General features: G+C 60.5%; 18 protein-coding genes and 1 pseudogene. 6 read left to right on the top strand and 13 right to left on the bottom strand.

The genetic code is table 11. From position 1 onward, the window contains the following. Positions 1-135 precede the first annotated feature (135 nt). The gene (locus ACA052_RS11270; RefSeq protein WP_497649728.1) at positions 136-1,314 is read right to left on the bottom strand and encodes an HD domain-containing phosphohydrolase; all 1,179 of its coding nucleotides are present in this window, start codon (positions 1,312-1,314) and stop codon (positions 136-138) included. Positions 1,315-1,479: 165 nt separating this feature from the next. On the opposite strand from ACA052_RS11270, the gene ACA052_RS11265 reads away from it, so the two are divergent. From ACA052_RS11265 to relB, 3 genes and pseudogenes are all read left to right on the top strand, one after another. Further along, positions 1,480-1,668: a hypothetical protein gene (locus tag ACA052_RS11265; protein WP_497649727.1), complete on the top strand. Its 189-nt coding sequence runs from the start codon at positions 1,480-1,482 to the stop codon at positions 1,666-1,668. 601 nt (positions 1,669-2,269) lie between these two features. Next, a complete protein-coding gene (locus ACA052_RS11260; protein WP_497649726.1) occupies positions 2,270-2,491 on the top strand; it encodes a GFA family protein in 222 nt (73 codons plus the stop codon). 94 nt (positions 2,492-2,585) lie between these two features. Continuing rightward, positions 2,586-2,775: pseudogene (gene relB / locus ACA052_RS11255) on the top strand (type II toxin-antitoxin system RelB family antitoxin). A 95-nt stretch (positions 2,776-2,870) separates the two neighbouring features. Here the strand turns inward: relB and ACA052_RS11250 are convergent. The 5 genes from ACA052_RS11250 to galB form a co-directional block, all read right to left on the bottom strand. Beyond that, positions 2,871-3,503 carry a Vgb family protein gene (locus ACA052_RS11250; protein ID WP_497649725.1) on the bottom strand — a complete coding sequence of 211 codons (633 nt, stop codon included), beginning with the start codon at positions 3,501-3,503 and terminating at the stop codon, positions 2,871-2,873. Between the two features lie 36 nt (positions 3,504-3,539). Further along, positions 3,540-4,760, bottom strand: coding sequence for a helix-turn-helix domain-containing protein (locus ACA052_RS11245; protein ID WP_497649724.1), 1,221 nt, complete (start codon positions 4,758-4,760; stop codon positions 3,540-3,542). Positions 4,761-4,918: 158 nt separating this feature from the next. Beyond that, entirely contained in the window at positions 4,919-5,995 is a 1,077-nt protein-coding gene (locus tag ACA052_RS11240; RefSeq protein WP_497649723.1) for a 4-oxalomesaconate tautomerase, read from the bottom strand. A 2-nt stretch (positions 5,996-5,997) separates the two neighbouring features. After that, positions 5,998-6,714 carry a 4-carboxy-4-hydroxy-2-oxoadipate aldolase/oxaloacetate decarboxylase gene (locus ACA052_RS11235; RefSeq protein ID WP_497649722.1) on the bottom strand — a complete coding sequence of 239 codons (717 nt, stop codon included), beginning with the start codon at positions 6,712-6,714 and terminating at the stop codon, positions 5,998-6,000. Next, positions 6,711-7,445, bottom strand: a complete 735-nt coding sequence (galB, locus tag ACA052_RS11230) for a 4-oxalmesaconate hydratase (protein ID WP_497649721.1) — start codon at positions 7,443-7,445, stop codon at positions 6,711-6,713. Before galB ends, ACA052_RS11235 begins: the two co-directional genes overlap by 4 nt. A 158-nt stretch (positions 7,446-7,603) precedes the next feature. On the opposite strand from galB, the gene ACA052_RS11225 reads away from it, so the two are divergent. Then, the gene (locus ACA052_RS11225) at positions 7,604-8,812 is read left to right on the top strand and encodes a LysR family transcriptional regulator (protein ID WP_497649720.1); all 1,209 of its coding nucleotides are present in this window, start codon (positions 7,604-7,606) and stop codon (positions 8,810-8,812) included. 121 nt (positions 8,813-8,933) lie between these two features. On the opposite strand, the gene ACA052_RS11220 is transcribed toward ACA052_RS11225, so the two are convergent. The 3 genes from ACA052_RS11220 to ACA052_RS11210 form a co-directional block, all read right to left on the bottom strand. Next, the gene (locus ACA052_RS11220; protein ID WP_497649719.1) at positions 8,934-10,184 is read right to left on the bottom strand and encodes an OprD family porin; all 1,251 of its coding nucleotides are present in this window, start codon (positions 10,182-10,184) and stop codon (positions 8,934-8,936) included. Positions 10,185-10,319: 135 nt separating this feature from the next. Beyond that, positions 10,320-11,582 carry a gallate dioxygenase gene (locus ACA052_RS11215; protein ID WP_497649718.1) on the bottom strand — a complete coding sequence of 421 codons (1,263 nt, stop codon included), beginning with the start codon at positions 11,580-11,582 and terminating at the stop codon, positions 10,320-10,322. 25 nt (positions 11,583-11,607) lie between these two features. Further along, positions 11,608-12,945: an MFS transporter gene (locus tag ACA052_RS11210; protein WP_497649717.1), complete on the bottom strand. Its 1,338-nt coding sequence runs from the start codon at positions 12,943-12,945 to the stop codon at positions 11,608-11,610. A 1,144-nt stretch (positions 12,946-14,089) separates the two neighbouring features. On the opposite strand from ACA052_RS11210, the gene ACA052_RS11205 reads away from it, so the two are divergent. Next, positions 14,090-15,109 carry an AbrB family transcriptional regulator gene (locus ACA052_RS11205; RefSeq protein ID WP_497649716.1) on the top strand — a complete coding sequence of 340 codons (1,020 nt, stop codon included), beginning with the start codon at positions 14,090-14,092 and terminating at the stop codon, positions 15,107-15,109. On the opposite strand, the gene ACA052_RS11200 is transcribed toward ACA052_RS11205, so the two are convergent. Further along, entirely contained in the window at positions 15,075-15,710 is a 636-nt protein-coding gene (locus ACA052_RS11200) for a hypothetical protein (protein ID WP_497649715.1), read from the bottom strand. The genes ACA052_RS11205 and ACA052_RS11200 overlap by 35 nt on opposite strands. 385 nt (positions 15,711-16,095) lie before the next feature. Between ACA052_RS11200 and katG the strand changes: the two genes are divergently transcribed. After that, a complete protein-coding gene (gene katG / locus ACA052_RS11195) occupies positions 16,096-18,351 on the top strand; it encodes a catalase/peroxidase HPI (protein ID WP_497649714.1) in 2,256 nt (751 codons plus the stop codon). Positions 18,352-18,429: 78 nt separating this feature from the next. Here katG and ACA052_RS11190 read toward each other — a convergent pair whose 3' ends face one another. The 3 genes from ACA052_RS11190 to ACA052_RS11180 all read right to left on the bottom strand — a co-directional run bounded on the left by ACA052_RS11190 (position 18,430) and on the right by ACA052_RS11180 (position 23,094). Further along, positions 18,430-19,833 carry an MFS transporter gene (locus ACA052_RS11190; protein ID WP_497649713.1) on the bottom strand — a complete coding sequence of 468 codons (1,404 nt, stop codon included), beginning with the start codon at positions 19,831-19,833 and terminating at the stop codon, positions 18,430-18,432. Positions 19,834-20,425: 592 nt separating this feature from the next. Then, entirely contained in the window at positions 20,426-21,700 is a 1,275-nt protein-coding gene (locus tag ACA052_RS11185; RefSeq protein ID WP_497649712.1) for a glucarate dehydratase family protein, read from the bottom strand. Next, positions 21,697-23,094, bottom strand: coding sequence for an MFS transporter (locus ACA052_RS11180; protein ID WP_497649711.1), 1,398 nt, complete (start codon positions 23,092-23,094; stop codon positions 21,697-21,699). The genes ACA052_RS11185 and ACA052_RS11180 overlap by 4 nt, the downstream gene beginning before the upstream one ends. Positions 23,095-23,145: the final 51 nt, after the last annotated feature.

Below are 23,145 nucleotides of genomic sequence, written 5' to 3'. Positions count from 1 at the left end.
ATTTCGGCCGCCAGCAATCCGAGTCATTGGCGCACGCGCTGACGACTTTCAGAGATTCGGCCCCTTTTCTCTCCTGTTCGTAATAGGCGAATTCGTGCGCGCTGGTATCGTGGCCCTTCTTGCGATGGAACTCATTCACCCGGCGAAGCTGCCATCGCCCTTGGCCAGGGCCAGGTCTTGCGCCTTCTGGGCGATGTCGGCATCGGAATCGACGAAGCGTTGCGCGATCCGCCGAAACTCCTCTGCCAGATCGAAAAACACATCGAGGATGTCCGGATCGAAATGCGAGCCGCGCCCCTCGCGCATGATGCTCAACGCCTGCTGGTGCGACATGCCCTCCTTGTAAACACGGCGGCTGATCAATGCGTCATAGACGTCGGCGACTGCCATGATCCGGGCCGACAGTGGGATCGCTTCGCCAGACAGGCCTTGCGGATAGCCGCTGCCGTCCCACTTTTCCTGGTGGCTGTAGGCGATCTCCTTGGCACATTGCAGGAACTCCACGGGCACGCCGAGCATGTCCTCAGCATGCTGGATCGCGTCGCGGCCCAGAGTGGTGTGCCGTTTCATGATCTCGAACTCGTGCGGCTCGAAGCGACCCGGTTTTAGCAAAATGCGGTCCGGGATACCGATCTTGCCGATGTCATGCAGTGGCGCCGACTTGAACAGTAGGTCGATCACGTGATCAGAGAGCTGCTCACGCAAACGTGGGAGCCGCTCCCGCAAGGCCTGCGCAAGTGCGCGCACATAATTCTGCGTACGCCGGATGTGGTTGCCGGTCTCGTTGTCGCGCGTTTCCGCAAGCGAGGCCATGGCAAGGATGGTGACGTCCTGGATCGCCGTAATCGCGCGCGCACGCTTCTGCACTTCTTCTTCGAGGAACTGGTTCTGGTCACGCAGAAAGTCGGCGCCGGCCTTGGCCTGCAGCTGTGTGGCAACTCGGGCCAACACGATGGGCGGATTGATCGGCTTGGTGATGAAATCTGCAGCACCCAGCGCAAGACCTCGTTCCTCGTCTGCCGTGCTGGTCATGGCGGTCAGGAAGATAATGGGAACGTGCTGCGTGGCCGGATCGGCCTTGAGCTGACGGCAGACCTCGTAGCCAGACAGACCGGGCATCATCACGTCGAGCAGGATCAGGTCCGGGGCGGTCTCACCGCGCGCAATTGCCAGGCCCTTCTCGCCGGAACCGCATAGCTTGATACGGTATTTATCCTTCAGCAGGCCGGAAAGTAGCCAGAGATTGTCGGGAGAGTCATCAATCGCAAGAATCGTGGGCTTTTCGGGGGCGCCGGAACTGCTAGATGTGGACATCACCGCTCCTTGTAAGACGTCGGTCTTTTCGCTGCCAAGCATACTATCCCGCAATGCCGAATGGATGACAAGGCAGCCCCAAGCCTGCAGGACAATAGCTGTCCCAAGAACCTTAGGTTACGCTGCCAGCGGCATATGGACGCTGAGTCTAGGAGTGAGCCCACGATGATGGACGTAGCACCGCTGAAATCACGCACACGATTGCTGGTCGTTGATGACATCGATGCCATATGGAAGGCCGAGGCCAAGGCCAATCAGCTGCTCCAAGTTGGTGAGAGGAACAAGACGGCGAAGGATGGGGCCGAGACCGTGCGCTATCCGTATATAGCCTATCCCTTCGGCTGCGATGTGTGAGAAGGCGCGATCCCACGACACTCTCTCGACCCACGGATCCCATTGAAGCCGTTGACATCTTCACGATGGGTCAGCGGATAGTGGAAAGGCAGTGTCTTACGGCGCTTAAGAGCCACTCCTCTCTTGAGGACTTATTGATCGCTGAACAAGTCCGAAACACGGCGGCCCGCCGCAGTTCGCTCGTCCAAAATTGGCATGCGGGCCACGAAGGTTGTGCCTTGTGAAGCATTTGAGTTGACCTCAATGGCCCCTCCATCGGCCGTCACTATTTGAGCGGCGTTATGTAAGCCAACTCAAAGACCCGCACTTCCAGCACTGCAAAACCTTCCTGGCCATCGATGCTGGTAGCGAGTATTAGAGGCAACCGATATGCCTTTGGCCAACAACCCAGCAGGCGAATTTACGGGTCGGAAGCCGGACGAGGGGCAGCTTGGCGTTTTCGTTAAAGGTATTGCCAGGCACCGTCACCCGGAACGAGAGACTCACCCACCTGTAGTTTGACAGCGCGCCATCACAAATCGCCGGGGTCCTTCCGGGCGATCTGCCTAGTTCTTACCAATCGTTAATTTGCGCGAAGAGGCCCAGATCAGCGGTTTCAATCATGGCCGACGCCGGAATGCTTAAGGGCTACGAATCATCCGTTGGCGTCATCCGCCAGTTCTGTTCCAACTGTGGCTCTTCGCTGTTCTGGTCCGATTCGAAGGGACCGTTTTCGGATTGGGTCTCTATTGCCATCGGGACGCTGGATACGCCGCTGCAGGTGCTGAAGCAGAAGCACACTTGCATCGACGAGAAGGTGTACTGGTACGAAATAAATGATTGATGCCCGCCCTCATCTGGAAGGCATTTCATCTTGGCGGCAACAACAGCGAGCCACATACCGATTGAACTGATCAGCAACTGTCCTGGAGGCCACTATGAGCGCCGAACTTTCACCCATTGTTTCAGAGTTCGAAACCGAAGAGCAGGCCGCCAGCTATGACCGCTGGTTCCGTGCGAAGGTACAAGTCTCTCGATGATCCACGGCCGAATGTCCCGCACGATCAGGTGATGGCTGATATGCGAGCGCTTATCGAATCAAAGCGCAATAAGGTCGATGCTCGTTGAGTGGCGGCCCGCAGCGCGGGCTCAACTCGGCAGGAATATCCCTGACTACCCGTGCCTGCGCTTGACTCTGTCTATTTACGTAAGTGCCAACCCCTTCATGAAGGCCGCTTGACCGCCCTCACCTTCCCGCTTCCACCTCCACCGCAAAAAAAACGATCACCGCCATCAGACTCGAGCCCGGACACGCCAACGCCCGTCGGCAACTTCACGCTTTCCAGCACCTCGCCGGTGGTCGAGTCGATCCGGCGCAATTCGCTTTCATCACCTTCCCACGTGGCATGCCACAGCGCGCCTTCGACCCAGGTCACCCCGGTGACAAAGCGGTTCGATTCAATGGTGCGCAGAATTGTCCCGGTGTCGGGATCGATCTGATGAATCTTGCGCTGCCGATACTCGCCCACCCACAAGGTGCCTTCGGCCCAGGTCAGCCCCGAATCGTTGCCGCCGCCGGGAGCCGGGATGGTGTGGAGTACGCGGCCAGTCTGCGGGTCGATCTTCTGGATACGATCCTCAGCGATCTGGAACAAGTGTTCGCCATCGAAGGCGGTGCCGGCATGGGCGGCGACATCGAGCGAGCGTAGGGTCTTGCCGCTGGCGGGGTCGAGGGCGTTGAGTTTGTCGCCGGAGGCAAACCAGACGCGCTGACCATCCCAGGTGACGCCATGCACGGCGTCGACACCGTCAAAGGGGCCATATTCCTGGAGGATGTCGGCGGTTGAGTGTTTCATGTTGATGTCCTCGTCACGGGTTGTGTGGCGTTCATCCTAGTCACCGGCGAATGGAACCGGGAGTAACAAGGTCGTCGCGAAACCCGGCACCGGCGGGGTCATCCACCGCCGCGCCCGCCCGCGACCGAACGACTGCACTTTTCCTTCGGTGCCCAGTTCGTCGAGCACCCGTTGCACCGTGCGCTGGCTGGCGCCGAGGGCCAGCGCCAGGGCCGAGCTCGACCACGATTCACCGTCGGCGAGGAAGGCGAACACCGCTGCGTGTTTCTCTTCGACGGGACGCGCCAACACCACGACGTCAGGCGCCACCAGCGATACCAGGGCAAACCCGCGCGCAGTTGCCGTCACACCGGCCAAGGGTTTAAGCGCCGCACGCAGTCGCCCGACTTCGACGCGCAACCGCGCGCGGTGGGACTCATCCGTCAGCTTCAGCCGAAAGGCCTGGGCGATCAGCGATTCCCTCGACACGTCAGCGGGCCAGGCCTCGGCCAGCGCCCGAGCGAGGGTAAACAACACCGGACGCGTGGCGAGGGAGATCGACATCCCGACCCCACGTACGACGTATCGGCACGCGTCCACCACCAGCGAGGTAGAACCGAGTAACGCCTCCACCTCTTCCAGCAACAGTGGTCGCGCTTGCCCCTGTGTAATCAAGCGGGCGGCAGGCGTGTCGAGAATCAGGACTGCGCTTTGCACCTCGGCCGTCAGCGCAGGGATACCGGCAGCGCGGGCGGCGAGCTCGGCCCTGGTGAGCGCAGACCGCGCCCTTTGCGTCTCCAGCCGCCGCACGGCAATCCCCGCCACGACCAGTTCGTGAGCCGCACGCAAGGCCGGAGGCAAAGGCCCAGGGTCAAGTTCGGCGAGTAGCCCTTCGGCCTGATCGAGATGCCCGATCAGCAGCAAACGCCGCAACTCCAGATACCGCGCATGGGCCGCGTTGACCCGATCACCGTGTGCCTCGAGCGTTTTGCGCGCCGCATCGAGCGCCTTCACTGGCCAGCCAAGGTCACGCGCCGCCAACGCGACCTCGGCCTCGGCGACCACACAACGCCCCCGCGCCACGGGCTCTTTCGATCCGAAGGCCCGCGCCGCCCGTTGCAGCAGCGTCTTGGCTCGAACCAGATCGCCCAACTGCGCCATCGCGATCCCTCGCAGCGCGAGCGCCGGGGCGTCGTCGCGCAAAGCAACACGGTTCAACGCGCCGAGCGGATCCCCCGCCGCCAGTGCCTTAGCGGCGGCCGTGATCAGCGAATCCATTGGAATCCCGCCACAGTTGTCACTCCCATCCTCGGATGTCCGCTGTTGAGTCTATCTCACGTCCCCGAGGGTTGAAAAAATCAAAAGATCGCAGCCTGCGGCAGCTCCTACAGGGAAATACATTCCAATTGTAGGAGCTGCCGCAGGCTGCGATCTTTTCAGGCGCCCCACAGAACATCCGGCACACACACCACACCGTCAAACAACAACCGGGCCGTGCGCATCAACCCACACCCCACCAGCAGGCCATCCCGCAACCGCAGCTCCACGGTGAACTCGCCCGTGGGATGCTCAACCGAGAGCCGCTTCACGTCGCCTTCACCGACACTGGCCAGACCCGCCGCCACACTGCCCTCGATCAAACAGGCCGCCGCCACACTGACCGCCCCGAACACCCCGATGCTGGTGTGGCAGCGATGCGGAATGAAGGTCCGGGTGCTGAGCGCACCACCCTTTTGCGCTGGCGCAACCAGGCACATCTTGGGCACGTTGCGACGACGGACATCGCCGAGGTTCATGCGCGGCCCGGCCTGCAAGCGGATCGACTCGAGACGGGCCTTCAGATCCGTGTCGGCCTCCAGTTGTTCCGGGCGCTCATCACCACGGCGACCGAGGTCTTGGGCACGGATCAGCACGACCGGCATGCCGTTATCGATGCACGTCACTTCGACACCGTCGAACACATCAGTCACGTTGCCGGTCGGCAGCAATGCACCACAACTGGAGCCAGCCACGTCCTCGAACTCGACGATCAACGGCGCCGCATGCCCAGGCACGCCATCAATTCGCGCATCGCCTGAATAGCTGACTACACCATGGAGCGTGGGCACGAGCGCCACTGCAATTTGCCCGGTGTTTTCCATGAAGATCCGCACCGCCGTCACGTCGCCGTTCACTGGCACCAGCCCGCGCTCCAAAGCAAACGGCCCGACACCGGCGAGGATGTTGCCGCAGTTCTGGCCATAGTCCACCCGCGCCTCGTCGACCACGACTTGAGCGAACAGGTAATCGACATCCGCCTCGGCGCGTGCGCTGGGCTTGATGATCGCCACCTTGCTGGTCAGCGAGTCGCCGCCACCGATGCCATCAATCTGGCGCTCGTCCGGCGAGCCCATGACGGCCAGCAGCACGCGGTCGCGAAGTGCCGGCTGATCCGGCAAGTCGTTGGCAAGAAAGTACGCCCCTTTGGATGTTCCTCCGCGCATCAGCAAACAGGGGATGCGTGTCTGGCCCATGTTCAGTCTCCGAGTTCATCGAGACTGTCGACGTAGCGCAGCCCCTTTTCCGCCAGTCGCGTACGCATGTTGTAAATATCGAGTCCCAGTTCGCCCTTGGCCAGGCGCAAGGCCTTCTGCTCTTCCAGGTCGGCACGCGCGCGGCTGGCCTCGACCACCTGCGGCACTTCGGCGCGACGCACGATGACCACCCCATCGTCATCGGCTACCACGACATCGCCCGGATGCACCAATTGACCGGCACACACCAAGGGCAGGTTGACCGAGCCGAGGGTCTCCTTGATCGTGCCTTGGGCGCTGATAGCGCGGGACCAGACCGGGAAGCCCATTTCGCGCAAGGTATGGGTGTCCCGCACGCCGGCGTCGATCACCAATGCCCGCACGCCGTGAGCCTTGAGCGAGGTCGCCAGCAGGTCGCCGAAGTAACCATCGGTGCACGGCGATGTGGGAGCCACCACGAGGATATCCCCCGGACGACATTGCTCCACAGCCACATGAAACATCCAGTTATCGCCAGGGGCGACCAGCACCGTCACCGCCGAGCCACTGATGACGCTCCCCCGCTGAATCGGTGTGATCGATGACGCCAGCAGGCCCTTGCGGCCCTGCGCTTCATGAATGGTCGCGACACCGTAGCGCTTCAATTCATCAACCAGCGCCGTCTCGGCCCGGGGAATGTTGCGCACGACGATGCCGGTCTTGCCGATGTGCTCGCTCATGCCAGGTTCTCCGTGACACGCGGGAAGATGCTCTGGTAACCCTCGCCGTAAACGATAGTGCGGGTGGAGGTGATGCCGACATTGCGCTTGGCCTGTACGCCGCGCTGCAAGGCGACGCGGGTGTAGTACTCCCAGAGATGTTCCTGGCCGGCCATGCACTGGATTGCTGCGTACTTTTTGTCCCAGACGTCGGTGATGTCCAGCAGCACATCGGGACGCCATTCGCATTGCTCGGGCTGGTGCGGTTCGAAGCTGTACACCGGCGGCGCGCCGACAATCTTCTCGCCCGGCTTGTAGCCCTCGGCCTGGGCGATGATGCGCGCCTCTTGCGTCAGGTTCATGGCCAGCGGGTGATCGTAGTTGTAAGGGTCTTTCAGCGAGTGGCTGAGGACGAATTCCGGCTGGACCTTGCGGAACACGTCAGCCAGGCGGAACAGGGTTTCCTTGTCGGCGCGCATCGGGTAGTCGCCAATGTCAAAAAACTCGACGCTGGCGCCCAGAATATCGGCGGCGGCCTGAGCCTCCTCGCGGCGTGCCGCCTTGACCTTGTCTTCACTCATCTCGCCTTTGCGCCAGAGCTTGGCGGACTCACCGCGCTCACCAAAGGACAGGCAGACAATGTGGACGTTGTATCCCTGCTGCGCATGCAGTGCGATCGCACCGCCTGCACGCCAGACGAAATCGGCAGAGTGTGCGCTGACAACCAGCGCGTTTTTCGGTGATTCGATCATTGCGGGGGCTCCTCCTGCGTGTCGAAAGAGCATCGCACCCGCACGTGCCGCCGGAGTAATGCGTTCGAGTGTTCGAGGTATGCGTTTTTTTTATTGCTACCCCATCGGGTCGAAGGCATAGTCCGGCTGAAACACTGACCTGCAGAGCATGAACCGCCATGGAACCCTCGGAACTCCCTAGCCTGATGCACGTCCGGGCCTTTGTCCGGGTGGCCGATCATGGCAGCGTATCCAAAGCCTCGGTGGCGCTCTATCGGGCTCAGTCAGTGGTGACCCGCGCCATCTCCGAACTGGAAACCCGGCTGGATGTTCCGTTGTTCGAACGGCATGCCAACGGTATGCGATTGACCGACTTTGGCGAGCGCTTGTTGCCGCGAGCACGGCGGGTACTGGCGGAGCTGGAAAGCGTGCCGAAGCTGCTGGGTAACGCCGAAAAACAGGCCGTCGAGCCGCTTTATCTGTTCCAGGCCCGGCGCCTGAAAGTGTTCGTCAAACTCTGCGAAACGCACCACATGCAGACCGTGGCCAGCCTGCTGGGCCTGAGCCAGCCCGCCGTCAGCTCGACACTCAAAGTCCTGGAAAGCGGTTGCGGGCAAACGCTGTTCGAGCGTACGCCTCGCGGGTTGCAACCGACACGCGCCAGCCTGGAAATCCTGTTCCCGGTCCGCCGTGCGCTGAACGAATTGCGTCTTATCGAAACGGACATCACCGCCATCCGTGGCGCCCTGCACGGCGTAGTGCAGGTTGGCGCCCTGCCCTTGGGACGCACGCGTATATTGCCCGAAGCCATCGTCCGGTTGATGGCCAGGCATCCCGGGATTCAGGTGATCACCAACGAAAGCCCGTTCGATTTGCTGGCGACGGAACTGCGCGCCGGCGATGTCGACTTCATCTTCGGCGCCTTGCGCTCGGCGGCCTACGCCAGTGACCTGGTCGGCGAATCATTACTCACGGAAGAAATGGTGGTACTGGCGCGCCGGGGTCACCCGCTCTATGCGAAAAGCGCCCTGCAGGAAGAGCTCAGCGGTGCCCGATGGGTGCTGCCTCGGGCAGGGTCGCCGGCCCGTAAAATGCTCGATGAGTGTTTCACCGCGTTCGGCATCGCGCCACCTCGGCCCGTGGTGGAAAGTGCCGACATGGCGATCATTCGCGGACTGTTGCTGCGTTCGGACATGCTGGCGGCGGTGTCTGCGCATCAGCTGGAACAGGAGATTGCCTCCGGCGAGCTGTGCATCCTGCCGCTGGTGCTGACACAGACCACCCGCGCCATCGGCCTGACGTATCGCAATGGCTGCCTGCATTCACCGGTGGCTCAAGCCCTGATGGACATGATTCGCCTGGTGATTCACGAGCAGGCAGCCGTGTAGCCTGACGGTGCGACGCCTACCTTGTAGGAGCTGCCGCAGGCTGCGATCTTTTGCCTTTAAAGATCAAAAGATCGCAGCCTGCGGCAGCTCCTACAGGGTATTCGTCGCGCCGAGTGAGTTGTTACAGCAGGCTCAGTGGGTAGCTGACGATCAGGCGATTTTCGTCGAATTCGTTGGTGCTGAAATCTTTACGAATGCTCGCGTTGCGCCATTTGACGTTGAGGTTTTTCAGCACGCCGCTCTGCACGGTGTAGGCCAGTTCCGATTCGCGGCCCCATTCCTTGCCGTCGGTGATCGCCCCGGTGTGCACGTTATCGCCGCTGATGTAGCGGTTCATCAGGGTCAGGCCGGGAATGCCGAGGGCCACAAAATTGTAGTCGTGGCGCAACTGCCAGGATTTTTCCCGGGCGTTGTCGTAGCTGGAGTTGTAGCTGTCGTTCGCCAGGGTGCCGCCACTGGTGCCGTTGACCCGCATCCAGACATCGTCGCCGGTGAGTTTTTGCAGGCCGACATAGAAGGTGCTGCCGCCGTACTTGGCCGAGAGCATGGCGAACGCGGTTTTGTTATCGAGGTCGCCGGCCAGGGCACTGCCATTTTCCTTACCGTTGAAGAACCCGAGGTTGGCGCCCAGCGTCCAGTCACCGAGCGGCTGGCTGTGATTGAGGTTGAAATACTGCTGCTGGTAAATATCGCTGAGTTCCGCGTACCAGACGCCAACCTGGGTGTGCTTGTCGTTGAACGTATATTCACCGCCGCCAAAGTTGAAACGGTCCGAGGTGAAGGCCGCCGATTTGCCGTTCATGAACATGTCTTCCATGCTCGCGTCATTGCGCGGGCTGTTCTGCCGGAACTGGCCGCCGTAGAGCGTCAGGCCGCTGATCTCGGTGGAGGTCACCTGCCCGCCACGGAAGGTTTGCGGCAGGGAGCGGCCGTCATCCGAGCGCAGGATCGGCAGGACCGGCATCCACTCGCCGACCTTCAATTCGGTTTTAGAGATTTTGCCTTTGAGCGCCACACCGAGGCGGCCGAAGTTATCGGCGGGACGGCCATCGTCATGGATCGGCAGCAACTGCGTGCCGCCGGTGCCTTTACCACCGTCGAGTTTCTGCGAGTACAGGCCGAGTACATCGACGCCGAAACCGACGAAGCCTTGGGTGAAGCCGGACTTGGCGTCGAGGATGAAGTTCTGCGTCCACTCTTCAGCCTTGCCTTGTGGGTAGGCCGGGTTGGTGTAATTACGGTTGATGTAGAAGTTACGCAGGTTCAGGTTCGCGCTGGCATCTTCCAGGAAACCGGCGGCGGAACCCGCTTGCGGGAGCGCGGAAACGACGGCCAGCGTGAAGAAGAATCGAGGTTTGACGGTGGTTTTCATTGTTATTGTTTTCCGGTTTTTGGCTATAAAAATCCGCTGCGCCCAGAAATGCCGGGCGCAGTGACTCAATCAAGTTCGTTGCGATGGCGGCCAGACCGCGCCGCCCGAGACAATCGGAGCGTCAGCCCCGGATGATCAGCGCGGGGCTTTGCCCGCTACCGAATAAAGCACCTGCTGGTTCCGGGTTTTCATGAAGTCCTCCAGGCTCTGCCCGCGCATCGCCGCGTAGACCTGCAGGTTGGGAATACCCAGCACGGCGGCGAGTTTTTCCAGCACGAAGAAAATCGCGCCGTACTGGATTAACCCGCGCCAGTCACGGCGTCGCAGCAAGTCCCGCTCTTCTTCCGTCAGCCCGGTTTCATCGAACAGAACTTCAGGCGTGTCGAGAAAGCGCTGACGCCAGTCCGGTTCGATCATGCGATGCAGAAACTTGTTCAGGCGATAGCCCTTGGCGCTGCGCTCCAGCGTGAACGGATAGGTCCCCTCAAGCTTCTCGATACCGGCCAACTGGTGCTGCATGTGCTGCAAGTGGCGTGCGTTGACGTCGGCAGGCACCGGCCGGTCCTGGTTTTCCAGGAGCAAGGTGGCGATGCCGGTCATCGACGGCAGGTAATAATCCTGGTGCAGGTTTTTCACGGTGGCCGACAACGCGCCGCGCATGATCAACCAGGTAATCACCTCCGCACCCTCCAGCCCGCCGAGGGTCGCGAATTCCGCCAGGGTCATTTCCGTCAGGCGGACCGGGTCGTTGACCAGCAAATCAATGAACTGCCGATCCCACTGCGGGTTGTTAAAACCGCAGCGCTCGCCGTGCACCTGATGCGACACACCACCGGTTGCCACGATGGCGACCTTCAAGTCTTCTGGATAGCTTTCGATGGCCCGGCGCAGGGCCAGCCCCAACTTGTAGCAGCGCAACGCACTTGGGATCGGGAACTGCAACACGCCGACCTGAAGCGGCACGATCTCCACCGGCCAGTCAGGTGTGCACGGCAACAGCGCCGACATCGGCGAAAAGAAGCCATGGTCCAGCGGTTTGTCGCGGAAGAAGCTCATGTCGAATTCATCGGCCATCAGGCTTTCGCCGATGTGCCGCGACAGCGCCGCATGCCCGCCAATCGACGGCAAGTCACGGGGATTGCCGCCCTCGTCGGCGACCTCGTAGCGCTCATCGACCCCAAGGGAAAACGCGCCATAGTGGTCGAAGAAAAACGAGGTCACATGGTCGTTGAAGATGTAGAACAACACATCGGGTTGTTGCTCCTTCAACCAGACCTTGATCGGTTCGAAACCTTCGAAAATCGGCGCCCAGGCAGCCTCGTTCTGTTTATCGTGATCGACCGCGAAGCCGATGGTGGGAGTGTGGGATACAGCGAGGCCACCGATGATGCGTGCCATGACGAGTTCCTTTGTTCGAAAAAGTTTATTGCGCCAGCAACGTCTGACTGACCCGACGCCGCGCATGACCGTTGGCCAGTATCGCGAGCGCCGCGATGAAGGCCGGCAGGCCCAGCAAGGCGAACAGCAACGGCAGACCCAAGCCCAGGCTGAGCACCGCACCGCCGATGAGTGAGCCAAAGATAGCCCCGAAACGACCGATGCCGAGCATCCAGCTCACGCCAGTGGCGCGAAAATCCGTCGGGTAATAGCCGGGGGCAAAAGCATTGAGGCCGGTCTGCGCACCGCTCATGCAGAAACCTGCGGCAATCACGCCGACCGCTAACAGGCTCGACTCCAGGCTGAAGGCGCCCAACAGCAGAATGAATACGCCGCCCAAGGCATAAGACGTCGCAATGACCGTGTTCGGATTGCGCCGATCCATGGCCCAGCCGACCACGATCGCGCCGACGGTACCGCCAATCTGGAACAAACCGGTGATGGTCGCCGCCCGTTCGATGGACAAACCGCCCTCGCGCAACAGGGTCGGCATCCAGCCCATGGTCAGGTAGATCACCAGCAGGCCCATGAAATAGGTCAACCACAACGCCAGCGTGCCGAACCGATAGCGCTCGCTGAACAGCATGCGCACTGGCGCCTTCTGCTGGACCTGAGGTTCGGCCAGGGTGAAATTCGTGGTCGCCGAAAAAGTCCCACCCAACTTGTTCAGCACTTTGGCGATCTGACTGGCGGGCGCATTACGAGCCGCCAGGAAACGTGCCGACTCTGGCAACAGCAACCAAAGGAACGGCAACAACACCAGCGGCAGGATCCCACCGGCCAGCAGCACCGATTGCCAGCCATGGCTCGGAATCAGCCAGGCCGCGAGTAAACCGCCCAGCCCCGACCCCATGTTGAAACCGGTGAACATGATGGTGATGAACAGCGAACGGTTACGCTCCGGCAGGTATTCCGACAGCAGCGTGGTGGTATTGGGCAGTGCCGCTCCCAGCGCCACACCGGTCAACAGCCGTAGTGCGGCCAGTTCATAAGGATTACTCGCGAAAGCACACGCCAAGCTCAGGACACTGAAACCGGTCACGGCAAACAGCAGCACCTTCTTGCGCCCGATGCGGTCGGCGTACGGCCCCGCCGTCAACGCACCGATGGCCAGGCCGACCATGCCGGCGCTCATCACCGGGCCAAAGGCCGCTTTCGACAGTCCCCACTCCTGAATCAATGACGGTGCGATAAACCCCATGACGGCGACATCGAAGCCATCGAACAGAACAATGAAGAAACACAGGCTCATGATGAGCCACTGGTATCGGGCAACCGGTCGGTTGTCGATCCACGCTTTGATATCAACCGTTTCGTGACTCATGCTTTTCACCTTCTTATTTTTGTAGAAATTCCGACAGCAGAACGCTGGGCGTGACTCTAAGGCCGCAAGTGCCTGCCCCGCCTCTGGGAAATCCTTAAGCGGGTATCGGTTTTTCTTATCGGGTGAAAAATCTGCGTGGGCGATCTCTTGACCTTCCCCCCCAAAAAGCCCCACACCCTCAAAAGGACTGTAATGCTGTTTACTTCGGGTTAGGGCTTCAGGCGTACACACATTTGTGGCCCGGAAGCTAATGGGGGGATTGGGTGTATATCCGATTTTTTGGTGATGGCTGCTGGCGGTTTCGCCCTTACGGCGAGTCACTTGGAAAAACGGAACGCCGCCCGGCCCTAAGTAACCAAGGGCTTCTGCCCCTTTCGTTCGGTGCCTCGCTGTGGCTCGGCATGCCCTCGCTCCGGTCCTGCTCCGTGGGCCCGCCGCCATCCATGCCGGGTTGCCCACTGCGCAGAACCTCCACTCGGCCTCTCGAGGGGGCGGTGCGTCCAGATCAAAGGCAGGCGAGCTAACGCTCGGCTTTGAGTGGTGAACATCAGAAGCCGTACACCGCTTTGCTCTTCTGTGCGAGCCTGCTCGCGAAGGCGGCCTGACAGCCGACCCATCTCTTGCGGATGCACGTATCCCCTGTAGGAGCTGCCGAAGGCTGCGATCTTTTGATCTTGCTTTTGCTTTTGATCTTCTTGCCCCATCGGCAGGCCGAGCGCAGGTTCTGCGCAGTGGGCAACCCGGCAAGGATGCCGGGTTAGCCGCGCACGGCCATGGATGGCCGATCGCGGCGGGCCCACGGAGCAGGACCGGAGCGAGGGAACCCTGAGCCTCAGCGAAGGGCCGTACGCCAGGGGCAAGAGCCCTTGGTTACTTGGGGCTCTTCCAAGTGACTCGCTGTAAAAGCGAAACCATTAGCGGCCGTTACCGCAGAAACGGATATGTCCCCAATCCCACCCCCAAAACTTTCTTAAGTGAACAGCATTACAAAAGGAATGGGGCTTTTAATTGGCCATCGCTATAACCGGTCAACCGCGTACTTGACGCCTCACGCCGTTAAATGGGAAAACGTGCGCAGCCCGAAAGGATCATTTCGCTACAAGCTTTGGGCCACCACGAGAATCAAGGATGAGACCTCAACACCATGAAAACCTTATTGTGTTTGCTGATTGCCACCGGTGTCGGCGCCGCGCTGCAATACACCGGTGTTCCCCACGGCCTGTTGCTGGGCTCGATTCTCGCGACTGCGCTGATCGTCAGTAACGCACGCTTTGCACCCACGCTGCGCTTCGGCCTTGGCTACGTGCAAATCGTATTGGGGATCGCTACCGGCCTGATGTTCAAGTCGTGGGACAGCCAGACGGCAGCCGCCATGCTGCCCAGCCTCGGCTTCCTCCTGGTGTGCTTGTCGGTCCAGATCGCCGTGGGTGGTTTCTGGTTGTACCGGGTGTCGGGGTGGGACTTGAAGGATTCGCTGCTGGCCGTCTATCCGGGGGCACTGGCTGCGGTGTTCGATTTGCTGGAGTCCGAGCGTGCATCGAGCAAGGTGATTGTCGTGCACCTCGTCCGGCTGCTGTTGATCACGGTGCTGGTCAGTTTTTGCATTCCGGGGCCTACCGGGGTGGCGCTGGTCGAAAGTAGCCCAATGGAGATAAGCACCTTGCTGACACTGACGGCGCTGATCGTCGGGTGCATTGTGATCGGTCGCTTGCTGTTGAAGGTCGGTGTGCCCGCACCGTTCATGCTGACCGCGATCGTCGCCACCGGCACCTGCATCAAGCTGGGTTATTTCCAGACCTTCCTCATGCCGGCATGGAGTGTCGATTTCGCCACGGTCCTCCTCGGTGTGCTGATCGGTTCGAAGTTCAGGGACATCAGCCTCGCGGCGCTGGTTCGCCACGGCCGCGCCGGGCTGATATCCATTGTGCTGATGCTGCTGGTCGCCGCCGCGTTTGCCGGGGTGGCCGGTCGGATCCTGGGCAACGATCCTTTGTCGTTATGGCTGGCGTACATGCCCGGCGCCATCGAGACCATCGCCATTGTCGCGTTCAGTGGCGGGCTGAACGTCGTGTTCATCCTGTCTCATCATCTGGTTCGAATGGTCGTGCTGCACTTTGCGCCCGCCTTGCTCATTCAGGCGCGGCGCTGGCGGGCCAATGCCTGACCGGATGGCGCCGCGTGTCCAGCGTCGCCAGGTCATTGCCCAGCAGTACCGGTGATTCACCGGTGACTTCGCACAGCAGTGCCGTGATGACCTCCCCGCTCACCGAGCCCTGCGCTTGCAGAAGATCCGCCACCGCAGTCACAGCCGGCCAGTAACGATGCACCAGGCAACTGGACCGGGCGATGGCGCGGGCTTCGGCGTCGAGCATTTTTCGGGCGGGCAGCAAACTGATCAATGCATACCCCCGGCGCTGGTCGCCTTGGCCGCTGCCTCGAAAGAGTTTGTCGGATTGGGTGTGCCGATAGACGGCTTCAGCCACGGGGCCGGCGAAGCAGTCGAGCAGGTCACGTTCAATCGGTTCGATCATGGAAGGCAGGCATTCAGCAATCCCGGGCGGGTCCAGCGCCGGATTCGGCACCAGGTAGTCAGCCTCGACCAGTCCCTCCGCGGGTTGCAGGTTGCCCCGCAGGTCAACCATGGGGCCGGCGAACGCTTCCGCATGGGTACGCACCGTCACACGCTCGATGTGCTGACCATTCCACCAAAAGGCCAGGACATGGCCCGCTTCGTGGATCGCCGTGCGGCGCTGGCGCTTGTTCATCGTCGGGTCCTCTCCCGTGACAGCTGGCCAAATCATCTGCCCCGCCCCAAGGGGGCAGATAAAAGATTATAGCTATCGGGCACCAATAGTCCGGCTATTAGCTGACTTCATGACTGGGGTCTACCCTTATCCGAGCGCTGGCGCCATAAGCTGGCCGGTTTAGTGCTGATAAGGAGACAGGAATGAGTCCGAAGCTTGACTAGGCCACCCGTGGGCCACCGCGCAGGCCACTCGATTGCTGCTGTTCAGAATGCCTGTGTGGTCAAAACAATCAGTTGATCCAACTGTTGGCCCTGCCGCCGATGTCATTGATTCCGCTCATTAGCTATTCAACGCCCATCCCGGGCGCGATAGCCGGATGAACACGACCAAAGGTAGCTCACACATGGCAAATGAATCGAAATGCCCGTTCAACCACGCCGCTGGCGGCGGCACGACGAACCGCGATTGGTGGCCGAACCAACTGAATCTGAAGATCCTGCACCAGCATTCATCCCTGTCCGACCCCATGGACGAGAACTTCAATTATGCCGAAGCGTTTAAAAGCCTGGATTTCGAGGCGGTCAAGAGAGACCTGAACGCGCTGATGACCGATTCTCAGGATTGGTGGCCGGCGGATTTCGGTCACTACGGGCCACTCTTCGTTCGCATGGCCTGGCACGCTGCGGGCACGTATCGCACCGGTGACGGGCGTGGCGGTGCCGGTTCCGGCCAGCAACGTTTCGCGCCGCTGAACAGCTGGCCGGATAACGTCAGCCTCGACAAAGCACGCCGGCTGCTCTGGCCGATCAAGCAAAAATATGGCCGGAACATTTCCTGGGCTGACCTGATTGTCCTCACCGGCAACGTCGCGCTCGAGTCCATGGACTTCAAGACTTTTGGCTATTCCGGTGGCCGTGCGGACGTCTGGGAACCGGATGAGGACGTTTACTGGGGCTCGGAAAACAAGTGGCTGGGCGGCGACACCCGCTACGACAAAGCGCAAAAAGCCGTGCAAGCACCCGGTGATGTTCCACTCGTGGCCGAGCCCGGTAGAAATGAGGACAGCCGTACTGATGGGGGGCGCAACCTGGAAAATCCACTGGCCGCCGTGCAGATGGGCCTGATCTATGTGAACCCGGAAGGCCCTGAAGGCGAGCCAGACCCGGTCAGATCCGCCCTCGACATACGCGAGACTTTCGGCCGCATGGCCATGAACGATGAAGAGACCGTGGCGCTGATCGCCGGCGGCCACGCCTTCGGCAAAACCCATGGCGCCGGTCCGGCCGATAATGTTGGCGCCGAGCCCGAAGCGGCGGGCCTTGAGGCCCAAGGGTTAGGCTGGAAGAACAGCTTCGGCACCGGCAAAGGCCCGGACACCATCACCAGCGGCCTGGAAGTGACCTGGACCACCACGCCAACGAAGTGGAGCAACAACTACCTGGAAAACCTGTTCGGCTTCGAGTGGGAACTGACCAAAAGCCCGGCCGGCGCGCACCAGTGGACGCCGAAAAACGGCGCTGGCGCCGGCATCATTCCGGATGCGTTCGACCCGTCCAAACGCCGCAATCCAACCATGCTGACCTCGGACCTGGCCCTGCGATTCGATCCGGTCTATGAACCGATTGCACGGCGCTTCCTGGCCAACCCCGATCAACTGGCCGATGCCTTTGCCCGCGCCTGGTTCAAGCTGATCCACCGCGATATGGGCCCGCTCTCGCGCTACCTTGGCCCGGAAATGCCGAGCGAAGAACTGCTGTGGCAAGACCCGATTCCTGCGGTCGATCATGCCTTGGTCAGCGACAGCGATGTGGCCGCCCTCAAGAGCAAAATCCTGGCGTCGGGGCTGACGGTTTCGCAGCTGGTGTCTACCGCGTGGGCGGCCGCTTCGACTTTCCGCGGCTCCGACAAACGTGGCGGCGCCAACGGTGGACGCCTGCGTCTGGCACCGCAGAAGTCCTGGCAGTCCAACCAGCCAGAGCAACTGGCGAACGTGCTGGCGAAACTCGAAGGTATCCAGAGCGAGTTCAACATCGGCGGCAAGAAAATCTCGTTGGCAGACTTGATCGTGCTGGCGGGTAACGCCGGTGTCGAACAAGCCGCGAAAAATGCCGGCCACAACGTAACGGTGCCATTCACACCCGGGCGGATGGACGCCTCCCAAGAGCAGACGGACGTCGAGTCGTTCGGCTTCCTCGAACCCATCGCCGATGGCTTCCGCAACTACCTGAAAACCCGCTACCGCGTGGCGGCCGAGCAGCTGTTGATCGACAAGGCGCAACTGCTGACCCTCAGCGCACCAGAAATGACTGCACTCGTGGGCGGCCTGCGCGTGTTGAACACCAACGTCGGGCAAACCAAACACGGTGTGTTCACGAAACAGCCGGAGGCGTTGACCAACGACTTTTTCAAGAACCTGCTGGACATGAGCGTGGAATGGAAACCGACTTCGGAGGTGAATGAGGAGTTTGAAGGGCGTGATCGCAAAACAGGGGAAGTGAAGTGGACCGGAACCCGTGTGGATCTGGTCTTTGGTTCAAATGCGCAGCTGCGTGCGCTGGCTGAAGTCTATGCGAGCAGCGACTCGAAAGAGAAGTTCGTCAAAGACTTCGTGGCGGCGTGGACCAAGGTGATGAACCTGGATCGCTTTGATGTGAAGTGATGCGGGAAGCACCTGCGCAGGGCTGAAAAAAAACGCCATCCCGATTGTCGGGATGGCGTTTTTTATTAGAGCCAGCCTTTACAGATCAGTGATTTCCTTATGACGTGGCACCAGCGTTTTCATCACGCTCCACGCCACCAGGTAGGCCACCGCACAGATCGCGAACATGATCATGTAGCCGGTATGGATATCGTTGAGCATTTTGTAGTGGTCGATCACCCAACCGCCGGTCTTGGTCATCACTACGCCGCCCAGGCCGCCGGCCAAACCGCCAATGCCGACCACCGAAGCGATGGATTTTTGCGGAAACATGTCAGACACGGTGGTGAAAATGTTGCAGGACCAGGCCTGGTGCGCCGACGCGCCGATACCGATCAGCAGCACCGGCACCCAGAAGCTGATGTAGCCGAACGGCTGCGCCAGCAAGACCACCAGCGGGAAGAACGCGATCACCAGCATGGCTTTCATACGACCGTCATACGGCGCGTCGCCGCGGGCCATGAAATAGCTGGGGAACCAGCCGCCGCCGATGCTGCCTATCATGGTCATGCTGTACAACACCGCCAGCGGCCACACGATGGCTTGGCCTTTCATGCCGTATTGCGCCGCCAGGTAAGTCGGGAGCCAGAACAGGAAGAACCACCACACGCCGTCGGTCATGAATTTGCCGAAGACGAAGGCCCACGTCTGACGGTAGGTCAGCAACTTGAACCACGATACCTTTTTAGCCGCTTCACCCGAGTCAGTGCCGGCAAGCGCCTGCGCGCCCTGGTCATGGCGGATGTAGGCCAGTTCTTCGGCCGACAGGCGTTTTTGCTGTTCCGGTTTCTGGTACAGCGCAATCCAGACAGCCACCCAGACAAAGCCCAACCCGCCGATCACGATGAAAGCCGCTTCCCAGCCCCAGATGCCGGCGATCAGTGGCACGCAGATCGGCGCAAGGATCGCGCCCACGTTGGCGCCGGAGTTGAAGATGCCGGTGGCGAACGAACGCTCCTTCTTCGGAAAGTATTCCGCGGTGGCCTTGATCGCGATCGGGAAGTTACCCGCCTCGCCTATTGCCAACACGGCACGCGACAGCATGAAGCCGGCAATCGAGACCGGGATGACGGCAACGCCAAGCGCGCTGCAGATACCGGCGATGCCCTCGCCCATCGGCACCGCAAAGGCATGCATCATCGCGCCGGTCGACCAGATGCCGATTGCCACGATATAGGCGGTCTTGGTGCCGATCTTGTCGACCAGGCGGCCGGCAAACAGCATGGAAATCGCGTACACAAACTGGAACACCGAAGCAATGTTGGCGTAATCGGTATTACTCCAACCAAATTGCGTAGACAGATCCGGGGCCAACAGACTCAGTACCTGACGGTCCAGGTAGTTGACGGTGGTGGCAAAAAACAACAGCGCACAGATAGTCCAGCGGTATTTGCCGACCGCCTGGCTGATACGTTGCGCATTGATGGGCTCGTTCAGATTCATGGCATCACTTTTATTGTTGGTTGTGGTGATGATCTCTCGGTTTCAAGCGAGATCAATTTGAGGCATGGAGCATCGCCAAACGCGACTGGTCCGCGCCAAGGGCACGTCCGGCTCGGTGTAAATGTTCAAATCAGAGGTAGGCGTTATCCCCGGGGCTGGCCGTGGGATGGGCAAGCAGCATCGGTCGAATCATAGGAAGCTGGATTCAAGGACATGCGGAAGCGGATTGATTTCATGATGGGACCGACCCGTTTTTATTTTTATGATTGAACAGCCGATTGATTCGTCTGTCGTCGTACAACCTTGCCTGCGTATATAGCCAGCTCGCCGCAAAGCTGTCAATCATAAAAATGACCGTGCGTCTCAATGGAATCGATAGGTCTGGCCACCGATGCTCGCGGTGGCAGCGCCAGGCTTTTGTTTGTTAGTGGGGTTGATGCGAGGCAAGACGTTGTGACAATAAGACCTGTTGTACGATAACTAAACGTGTAGGAGCTGCCGCAGGCTGCGATCTTTTGATCTTCAGCGATCCAGAGAAGATCAGGATCAAAAGATCGCAGCCTGCGGCAGCTCCTACAGGGGGGTTTTGCGATTAAAAGCGTGGTTTGAGCGCTTTCCAATCAGGCTTGTAGCGCTGCATCTGTTTCACGTCATCCCGCTGGCGGATGCCGCAGGTCAGGTATTGATCATGCAGCTTGGCCAGTTGATCCTGATCCAGTTCCAGACCCAGGCCCGGGGCACGGGTGATTTTCACGCAGCCATCGACGATCGGCAGCTTGCCGCCCTTGATCACCTCTTCATCCGGTTCCTGCCACGGGTAATGAGTGTCGCAGGCGTAATCGAGGTTAGGCACGGACGCGGCGACATGGGCCATCGCCATCAGGCTGATGCCCAAGTGCGAGTTGGAATGCATGGACACCCCCAGGCCGAAGGTGTCGCACATTTTCGCCAAGGCCTGGGTGTCGCGCAGGCCGCCCCAGTAGTGGTGGTCGGCAAGCACAATCTGCACGCTGTTTTGCGCAACGCTGCGCCGGAATTCATCGAAATCAGTGACGACCATGTTGGTCGCCAACGGCAGCCCCGTGCGTTTGTGCAGCTCAGACATGCCCTCCAGCCCCGGCGTCGGGTCCTCGTAATATTGCAGGTCGTCGCCGAGCAATTCGGCCATGCGAATCGAGGTTTCCAAGGACCAGTTGCCATTCGGATCGATGCGCAGCGGGTACCCCGGGAAGGCTTTTTTCAAGGCCTTGATGCACGACACTTCATGCTCCGGCGGCAGCGTGCCGGCCTTGAGCTTGATGCTTTTGAAACCGTAGGCCTCGATCATGCGCCGCGCCTGCGCGACGATCTGTTCCTCGTTCAGGGCCTCGCCCCAACTGTCCGGCTTGTAAGGGGAATCGACGTGTTGCGCGTACTTGAAAAACAGATAAGCGCTGAACGGAATCTCGTCACGAATCGCCCCGCCCAGCACATCCACCAACGGTACATTCAACGAGTGCGCCTGCAAGTCGAGGAACGCCACTTCGAACGCCGAATAGGCGTTGCTTACCGCTTTGCTGGCGTGGGAACCGGGTGCCAACTCTGCGCCGGCAATGCTCGCCGGTTTGTTCGCCGCCACCGTGGCCTGCACGATCGCACGCAACTGATTGAGGTTGAACGGGTCAAGCCCGATCAGTTGCGATTGCAATTGCTGCTGGATCAACAGCGCCGGGGCGTCGCCGTAACTCTCACCCAGACCGACGTAGCCGTTGTCACTTTCGATCTCGATGATCGAGCGCAGCGCGAACGGTTCGTGAATACCGCTGGCGTTGAGCAACGGCGGATCACGGAAAGCGATGGGGGTGACGGTGACTCGTGTGATTTTCAAGAGGCTGCTCCCTTTGTACCTGAGCTCAAGGCTTTATGACTGACAGATGTTTTAGGCGTTACGACGTCGGCCAGTGTGCCGGTCAGCGCGCGAACGGGATCGCCACGGGGTGCCGTGCGCGCGAAGAAGATCACCACCGCCGCCACCAATGAAGTGGCCGCCAGACCGTAGAGGCCGCCTTCGATGGAACCGGTTTTTTGCTCCAGGAAACCGAACGCCGTCGGCGCGACGAAGCCCCCGAGGTTGCCGATGGAGTTGATCAAGGCGATCACTGCGGCGGCGATGCGTGCGTCCAGATAGCCTTGCGGAATCGGCCAGAACAGCGCCGAGGCGGCCTTGAAACCAATCGCCGCAAAGCAGATGGCGACAAAGGCGAAGATCGGCCCGCCGGTGGTGGACATGAACATGCCGAACGCGGCAATCACCAGGGTCAGCGCGACCCAGGCCTGCTGGTGTTTCCATTTACTGGCCATGGCGGCGAAGCCATACATCGCGACGATGGAAATGATCCACGGGATCGAGTTGAACAGGCCGACCTGGAAGTCGCCGAGGTTGCCCATTTTCTTGATCATGCTCGGCAGCCAGAACGTGGCGCCGTAGATCGTCAGGGCGATGGAGAAGTAGATGAAGCAGAACAACGCAATCTGCTTGTCCGCGAGCAATTTGAACATCGACGGCTTGACCGCCTGCGAGGCTTCGCGAGCCTGTTGTTCGAGGGCGATGGCGCCTGTCAGCGCGTCCTTTTCCTCGATGCTCAACCACTTCGCTTGTCGCGGATGGGACTGCAGCCAGCACCAGACAAACCCGCAGAGCACGATCGAGGCGAAGCCTTCGATCAGGAACATCCACTGCCAGCCATGCAGGCTGAAACCGCTGACATTCAACAGCGCGCCAGACACCGGGCCGGAAATCACCGAGGCAATGGCCGAGCCGCTGAGGAAGATCGCCATGGCCTTGCCGCGTTCGGTCGACGGCAGCCATTGGGTGAAGTAGTAAATGATGCCGGGGAAGAAACCGGCTTCGGCCGCACCGAGGATGAAGCGCAGCACATAGAAGCTGGTTTCGCCGCGGACAAAGGCCATCGCCATGGCGGCGGCGCCCCAGGTGAACATGATGCGCGTCAACCAGGCCCGCGCACCAAAGCGCTGCAGCAGGATGTTGGAAGGCACTTCGAAGATCGCGTACCCGATGAAGAACAGCCCGGCACCCAGGCCATAGGCTGCCGCGCCGATGCCGAGGTCGGTTTCCATGTGGCTGCGCACGAACCCGATGTTGACCCGGTCGATGTAGTTGACGATGAACATCACCACGAACAGCGGAAGCACGTGGCGCTTGACCTTCGCCGCCGCGCGGGCCAGCACATGTGGGTCGGGTGGACTCTGGACAGTATTCAAGGGGCGACTCCCGATCATTGTTTTTTTAGGGACAGGTCGATCATGGACGCG

The sequence above is a fragment of the Pseudomonas sp. LBUM1644 genome (assembly GCF_059716195.1).
The sequence above is the reverse complement of the archived record's forward strand: the minus strand, read 5'-3'. Positions and strand labels throughout refer to the sequence as shown.